The organism is Pseudomonas sp. MD195_PC81_125, assembly GCF_014060985.1.
Classification (GTDB): domain Bacteria; phylum Pseudomonadota; class Gammaproteobacteria; order Pseudomonadales; family Pseudomonadaceae; genus Aquipseudomonas; species Aquipseudomonas parakoreensis.
In genome coordinates this window covers 1-7,495 of the sequence record NZ_JABULD010000012.1, presented here as the reverse complement: position 1 = coordinate 7,495, position 7,495 = coordinate 1, and the positions used below count along the sequence as shown (strand labels likewise).

Genomic DNA, 7,495 nt, shown 5'->3' with positions numbered 1-7,495 from the left:
CCGAGCAGGCCGATGTACGGGCCGCCAGCGATGGCGTTGGACAGGGTCGAGAGTTTTCGAACTGAGCGCCTGGTTCTCGCGGGTACGTACGCCGTCCATCGAGCAGCGAATGGCTTCGATGGTCGCTGCGGACACCGAAGAGGTGTCGGCGCCCTGCTCGCGCCGGGTGCGGATCTCCTTGACCGCCACCGCATACAGGCGCCACAGCGGCGAATGCTGCAGACGCTGGGCCAGGTGCGCGTCGTCGGCGAACATCTCCAGACGGGTACCGACCTTGGCGAACTGCTCGCGGAAATCCTCGTTGGCCTTGCTCACGCGGCTGAGGGTGCGGTTCTTGCGCAGCATGATGATCCACGACTGAAACATCATCAGCACCAGCACGGCGATGATCACCCAGGCGTCGACCGGCACCGCGTTGAGCAGGAAACCGAGGCTGCCGAAGCCGAAACCAGACTGTTCTTCGTCGACGCCGTAGGTCACCAGTTTCGACTCGGCACCTTGCGCGGTGGCATCGGCCAGCAGCAACGGCGCCGGGCGGGCAACTTTGGAAAGGCGCAGTTCGTCGATAGCCCCTACAAATAGCTGGTACGGGCCAGCGGCCAGGTCACCGCCAACCGCCATCACCGAATTGAACGCCGGCATCTCTTGAGCGAGAGTCGCACCCTCACGACCGTTGATGTACAGGCTGACTTTCGAACCTTCCGCGGTCAGCGCGACATGCTGCCATTGCCCTGGATTCAGCGGCTGAGTGGCCACGGCGCGCTGGCCGTCTATCTCCACAAACGGCACGCCTTGATTGACCCCGACCAGCAGACTGTTGGCGCCTTCGCGACGGGCCAGAATCAGTTGCTCGCCATTGGCCTGATCCAGCCGCAGCCAGGCACTGAAGGTGAACGCACTGCCAGCGCTGTGCTGCAACGACGGACTGGCCGGCAGCAACAACGGCTGGCCGCTGAACTGCAAGGCGCGCCCGACCACGCCGTCAATCGCCGCGCCGGTGGCACTTTGTGCAGTGTTGCCGTAGGCGGTGGTGTCTTTGGCCGGGGTGCCGGTGGCGCCGTCGAAGTGATACAGCGCGGTGTAATTCGGATCGAAGGTCAACTGGCCGTTGCCGGTCGCCGGAGCCTTCTGGTTGCCGTAATACATCCAGATGTCCTGACGCTGGCCGCCCTCGACATTCGGCACATCGACCCAGATCAGCGCCATGCCCATCAGCGCGTCGAAGCTTTCGATCTGGTGATTGAGCACGGTCTTGTCATCGGCGGCGACGAAGCGCAAATCCGCGCCGTCTTCCTTGACCCCGTCGAAGGTGAAATTGCCGGTGTGCAGGCGCACCAGCAGCGCGGTGCGGCCCAGGGCCTGATTGATCCCGGCGCCCTGCGGCGTGGTGTCGACGGCGATCTGTTTGCGGTAATGCCAGTCGTCCTGCCACCAGGCCTGCGCCGTGGCCGGGAGCACGAAGCCCAGGCAGATCAACAACGAAAGAATGAGGCGCTGCATGAACGTGCTCCTTTAGAACGTGGCTTGAAGGTTGAAGTGCAGGCGCGATGCCTGCTTCGAGGTGTTCGGCCCTTCGAGTAGCGGGTAGCCCCAGTCGAGGCTGCCGGACAGCCATTTGCTCAGGCTGGCGCGGGTACCGAGGCCGACGCTGGCCAGGGCGTAACTGGCGTCCTGGTCCGGTAACTCGTCGCGCAGGTACAGTTGCGCGCCTTCGGCAAAGGCGTAGAAGCGCCATTCCTGCATCCAGTTGCCGGCGTATTTCGCCAGCGACGGCGTGCGCAGTTCCTGACTGAGCAGCACGCCGTCATCCCCGGTGCGTTCAGCGGCCAGATAGCCGCGCACCGAAGTGGCGCCGCCGGCGGAGAATTGTTCGTTGGACACCAGTGGCCCCGACGCCAATTGGAACGCGCCTTTGCTCGCGCTTTGCCAATCGTTGTCGAAGGTCCAGGTGAAGGTGCTGTCGCCCTTGACCACCGCGAAACTCGGGTTGGCGCGGTAGCGTTTGTAGTCGAAGTCTTCGTCGGAACTGCCGTAGCCGAAGATGCTGCGGGTGGCCGCCACCAGGCTCAAACCGAGGCCGAGCTGACTCTTTTCGGTGTAACGGAAGCCGTTGTAGGCGAAGGTGAACGGCGCGTATTTCAGCGGCACCTTGTCGCTCTCGCCGGACAGGGTCAGGCGCTCGTCGAAATCCTTGAAGTCGATGCCGGCCGACAGCGAGTTCGACCAGTTGCCGCTGGACGGAAACGTGTAGATCGCCGACACGCCATAGGAATGGCCCTTGCCCAACACGTTGCTGCCGCCGAGGGTGGCGACATTGCTGTCGGACTGGTAACCGGAGAACTGCACGCTCCAGCGCTCGGTCAGCGGCGCGGTGTAGGACGCCGACCAGACCTTGGCGTTGTCGGTGTCCTGCGGCGCGGTGAAGTACGTCAGGTTGATGCTGTGGCCAAGCTGCCAGAGGTTGTTGTAGCCAAGGCTGGTCACGGCACGGAGCTTTTCGGTGTCGGCACTGTAGTCGTTGTTGAGGCCGACGCTGGCGCTCCACGGGTTCTGGTCTTCGACCTGCAAGTCGACGTCCATGGTCCCCGGGCGTTGACCTTCGCGCACCAGCGGCATGACCTGGCGCCCCGGGGTTTTATTGAGCTGCGCCAGTTCGCCCTGAACCTTGGCGAAGTCCGGCACTTCGCCCTCTTTCAGCGCCGGGACGTTGTCGCGGATGTCCAGTGGTGAATAGTGTTTGGCGCCGACCACGCGCACCCGGCCGACCTTGGTTTCGCTGACTTGCAGGTAGACGATACCGTCAGCCACTGCTTGCTCCGGCAACTCGACGAACACCGATTGATAGCCACGCTCCTGATAAGCCTTTTGCAGGGCATCGCGGGCGCCTTCGATGTCAGTCATGGCTTTTTGCGGGCCGAGAAACGGGTACACCGCCTCTTCAATCGCCCGCGCGTCGAGCACGGTGTTGCCGCGCACGAAGTATTCGTTGACGTCCACCAGACGCTGCGGCGCGGCATTTTCGGCAGCCTCTTCGGCGAATGCCGGTTGCGCGCCGGCCGTCACCAGCAGCCAGCCCCACAGCGCCAGCCGTGACGTGAAAATCTGATCCACACTACCCCCTGAATTCGCGATGACCTGTTGGCGCTGTCGCGCGCCTTGTGTGTTGCGTCAGTTGCTGACTGTCGAGGCACCGCTGTGCTTGCCGAGCCAGGTGTGCAGCAGCGCGAAGTTCAAGGAGAACTCAGGCATTTGCAGCAAGGCACCGCAGAACACTTCGCCGATGATTTTTTGAATGAGCTGCACCGCACGTGGCTCGTTGAGCAGCGTGGCGATGTCGCGACTGAGGACGTTGAAGCTCCAGACTTTCTGGTTCAGGCCAAGACCGACGAACCAGCGAAACAGCAGGTTGTAATTGAGCTGCTCATACAGCTGCTGTTCACTGGGCACGGAATACAGCAGTTGCAGGAGCAGGATGTGCATGACCGTTTGCGCGGGAATCAGCATGCCGGGCTCGGCATTGAGGTCATGCAGCAGGTCTTGGTGGGCCGCAAACAAGTCGTCGATCTGCGGGCGCAGCAACACCAGCGAATGGCCTGGCGGAATGTAGCTGGAGACCTCTTTCAAGGCGCCCTGCCAGTCATCCTGCGACACGATCCAGACCCACGGCGCACCGTAGCGATACACCGACACCGGCTTCTTGCGCGCCGCTTCGACGATCTTCGACAGCCGCTGATCGAGTTCCTGCATGCCCACTTTCGAGTAGCGTTCCATAGTCCCCATTGCCTCACTCCCGGCGTCCCGCCTCGGCTTGTGAAAAGCGCCCCGTTGGGCCCCTCAAGCGCGTTACATAGGCATGACCGGACTGGCGATGTGCTACCGAACTTTTGTCATGAAAGCTTCATTAATGACTCGGAGGAAAACGAACCGGCAAAAAAAACATGGAAGCCAGGTTCACTGCCATGTTTTTTGGATGACGCAGAACGTCAGTTTTCAAGTTCAAAGTCACCCTCGTAGAGTACGATTTCTTCAGGTCCTCTCGATTCACTGTCGGGATCGGCAGTCATTATAAGGTCGAATGTTCCAGTGATTTTCACCGCCTCTGCCGAGATGGTGGCCGTCAGGGAACCAGACTTCACGGTATACCTAAACATGTAATTTTCCTCCCTTGAGATAAATTTAATTACGGGCAATTGCGCATCTTCGAAGGTTTTTGTTCCCTCAAACTTCTCGATATTCATTGATAACGAAGTGTGAAATTTGGCACCAGTAGGTTTGCCTACTTTCACTTGAAAAAAATTGCCGACCTCGCTGAGATCAAGCTCACTGGCTTCAAAGCTCCCAAATTCGCTGGTATCGAATTCGAATTTACCGGTAGTCGCCATTTGCATCACCTATCTATAGAGGGCTTATCAATAACGCCTGAAAGTAATACTTGTCCCTTCAACGACGACGCGAGGGCCAATTATTGCGCGCAACAGAAATGCGCCGTCTACTGATAAAACCTGACAGTAGACGCGCCGGATATTGGTCACATGTTGTGCGATCTGGCCTTAGGTGTACGCCGGCCAGGTATCGACAATCTTGCCGCCACGCACCGCCAGCAGATCACCGAATTGCAGGAGGACGGCTTCAGTCTGGGTCGGACGCAGGAACACTTGATCCTCGACAGTCAGGCCCACGGCGTCAGAACCGTTGACCATTTCCTGATTCGAACTACGCCCATACACCCCATTACTCTGCAAGCCGGCGGGCGATTCGAACTCGGCCATCCAGTTGCCGCCGTAAATGAAAAAGGTCTGGCGCTGATTGACATCCCACCACGACAACAGCTTCGACCTGTCATCCAGCGCCGGGATGTTCACCGCACCGGTACTCTTCAGCACCGGGGTGGCGATGTAGGTCGCCGGCACGTGGTCAACCAGCGATGGCAGGTCGTAATGCGTCGGTTTGAGCATCGCCGTGCCCACCGACACTTCGGTGCTCAGTGTCTCGTTTTCGTGGATGCGGTAACTCGGGCTGCCGGCGGTGTTCAGACACAGGCTTTCGTTCCACAACGCCGGAAATTGCTGGCGAGTGAAATCCACGCAACGCTGATAAATCAGCATCACCTTGGCGAACAGTTCTTCCGGTGAGCCAAGTATCCCCGGCACGCCCATGCCCACAAACGGGTCGTAACCCATAAACCCGGCGAACACCAGGTGCTGCGGGTTGGCGCTGATCAGCGCGAGCATCTGCCTCAGCACACTCACATCACCGACCCCGCCGCGATGCAGGCCGACATCCAGCTCGATGTTGATCCGCATCCGTGTGCCCAATCCCTGCGCCAGCGCCAGGTACTGCTGCAGACGTTCGGGATTGTCGATCAGCCATTGCAGCTGCTTCGCCGGGTCGAACGGGCCTTTGTGGGTTTGATAGAACAGCTGTGCCGAACGCACCGGCAGCGGCTTGCCGAGCAGGATATCGGACTGGGGAAACATGACGGCATCGTGATTAAGGAACGGCTGGTGAAACGACATGAGCTTTTGCGTTCCGGCCCGTTGCGCGATGTAGCTCAACAGCCCCGGTGACGGCAGCGACTTTTCCACCAATCGCAATTGCTTGCCGCCGCGTCGCACCGACTGCATGACCACGTCGATGTTGTGGTCGAGGCGATCCAGATCGATCAAAAGCACCGGACGCATTGGTCCGTTGTCTTTCAACTCTTTATTCAGGGCGCGGAAATACTCGCTGTACGGGCCGCCATGATCGCCCGGTCGTAACCAGGCACCGACTCCCAGCAAAAAGGCGCCAACGCCCACGGTGCCCAGCATGAAACTGCGTCGATTGACCGCCATCAGCTCACCCCCAGAATTGACGACAGATGCGCGTTGAGAAAACGTCCGCTGGGGTCCAGTGCCTGGCGTACGTCGACAAACTCGCGCCAGCGCGGGTACAGCGGTTGCAGGGTGCGCGCATTGAGCGTGTGCAATTTGCCCCAGTGCGGGCGACCGTTGTACTTCCAGAAAATCGGTTCGATGGCGGCGAAGAAGTTGTGATGGTCCATCTGGTAATGCTGGTGCACCGAGATCGAACAGCTGTCGCGGCCCTCGAACATGCTCAGCGCAATGTCGTCGGCCTTGACGTAGCGGTACTCGATGGGAAACCAGGTGCGCAGGTCCTTGTCCTGAATCAGCTTGAGGATTTCGCGCAGGCAGGCCGGGCCGTATTCGGCGGGCACCGAGTACTCCATCTCGTTGAAGCGCACGGTGCGCACGTTGGCGTAGATGTCGAACGAGTCGCCGACCCGATCATCGAAACTCGCCAGATGCCGCAAACTGTTGAGCAACGAGGTGCGCAGGCCGGGGAAATCACTGCCGTACTTGTCGATCTTCTCGATCAGGGTCACGAACTCGTTGCCACCCTCCTCCTCGGGCGGGATCGGCGGCGTGGCCGGGTCGCCGGTTTCGTTGAGGGCGATGGACAAGGCGTAGTCGGAATGGGTGACCACGAGCATTTCCCAGTGCTGGTTGTCGCGGGTGTTCTTGTCGAGGTCTTCGAGCAACTCTTCGGTCCTGGCGATCCACTGGGTTTCCCGCAGACGATACGCCGGACGGTTTTGCAAGCGGATTTTAGTGGCAACACCCAACGCGCCGAGGGATACCCGGGCGGCATTGAATACGTCCGGATGACGCTGGCTGTCGCAGTCCAATACCTCGCCACTGGCGGTCACCAGTTGCATCCCGCAGACATGGGCCGAGTAAGACTGAAAGGTTTTGCCGGTGCCGTGAGTCGAGGTGGAAATGGCGCCGGCGAGGGTCTGGTAATCGATGTCGGCCATGTTCTGCAGGGCCTGGCCGATGTCCTTGAGCGGCTTGCCCATACGCGACATCGGCGTGCCGGCGGCGAATTCGGCTTGCAGGGTTTTCGGGTCGTGATCGAGCAGACCGTTGAAGTAGCTCAGCGACAGCAACGTGCCGTCGGTGGGCACCAGCGCACTGAAGGAATGCGCCGAGCCGACCGGACGAATCTTGCCCGGTGCCTGTTGGATGACTGCGATCAATTCATCCAGATTCTTTGGCGCTACCCGCGCCGCCGGCAGGCAACTCTGCCCGCCCGACCAGTTGCGCCAGGGAATCAGCCGTGGCGCGCGCATCAACTGGCCCAGCGCCGGATTGGAAGCCAGCGCGCTGAACGCGCCGACGATACTTGCCCGTTGCAACAACTGACGGCGTGTCAGATCCATGCTCATGCGCGCGCCCTTATTGTGGGAGGGGCTGATTGGCCATGAAGCCGATCAGTTGCAGGAATTGTTCTTCCGAACACTCGACGCACTGGCCCATCGGCGGCATGCCGTTGTAGCCGTTGATGGCGTGATCAAGCAGGGTGTCGGCGCCCTGCCGCAGGCGTGGTTCCCAGGCCTTGCGGTCGCCGGTCAGCGGCGCGTTGGCAGCCGGGTTGGCATGGCACAGCTGGCAGCTGTTGGCGTAGATCTGCGCCAGTGCCGGGTCGGAGGGCG

Annotated in this window: 6 protein-coding genes and 1 pseudogene; all 7 read right to left on the bottom strand. The window is 60.5% G+C overall.

The genetic code is table 11. The features are described 5' to 3' along the window. A pseudogene (locus tag HT737_RS00635) lies at positions 1 to 1,500 on the bottom strand (DUF2341 domain-containing protein); the annotation flags it as partial. Positions 1,501 to 1,512: 12 nt separating this feature from the next. After that, a complete protein-coding gene (locus HT737_RS00630; RefSeq protein ID WP_182400973.1) occupies positions 1,513 to 3,111 on the bottom strand; it encodes a ShlB/FhaC/HecB family hemolysin secretion/activation protein in 1,599 nt (532 codons plus the stop codon). A 57-nt stretch (positions 3,112 to 3,168) separates the two neighbouring features. Next, a complete protein-coding gene (locus HT737_RS00625) occupies positions 3,169 to 3,780 on the bottom strand; it encodes a transposase (RefSeq protein ID WP_182400971.1) in 612 nt (203 codons plus the stop codon). Between the two features lie 203 nt (positions 3,781 to 3,983). Continuing rightward, the gene (locus HT737_RS00620; RefSeq protein ID WP_182400969.1) at positions 3,984 to 4,382 is read right to left on the bottom strand and encodes a hypothetical protein; all 399 of its coding nucleotides are present in this window, start codon (positions 4,380 to 4,382) and stop codon (positions 3,984 to 3,986) included. 168 nt (positions 4,383 to 4,550) lie between these two features. Next, entirely contained in the window at positions 4,551 to 5,810 is a 1,260-nt protein-coding gene (locus HT737_RS00615; RefSeq protein WP_182400977.1) for a DSD1 family PLP-dependent enzyme, read from the bottom strand. A 23-nt stretch (positions 5,811 to 5,833) separates the two neighbouring features. Then, the gene (locus tag HT737_RS00610) at positions 5,834 to 7,162 is read right to left on the bottom strand and encodes a D-arabinono-1,4-lactone oxidase (RefSeq protein WP_182400975.1); all 1,329 of its coding nucleotides are present in this window, start codon (positions 7,160 to 7,162) and stop codon (positions 5,834 to 5,836) included. A 76-nt stretch (positions 7,163 to 7,238) separates the two neighbouring features. Continuing rightward, on the bottom strand, positions 7,239 to 7,495 hold a 257-nt coding region (locus tag HT737_RS00605; protein WP_182400967.1), incomplete at its 5' end, for a cytochrome c5 family protein.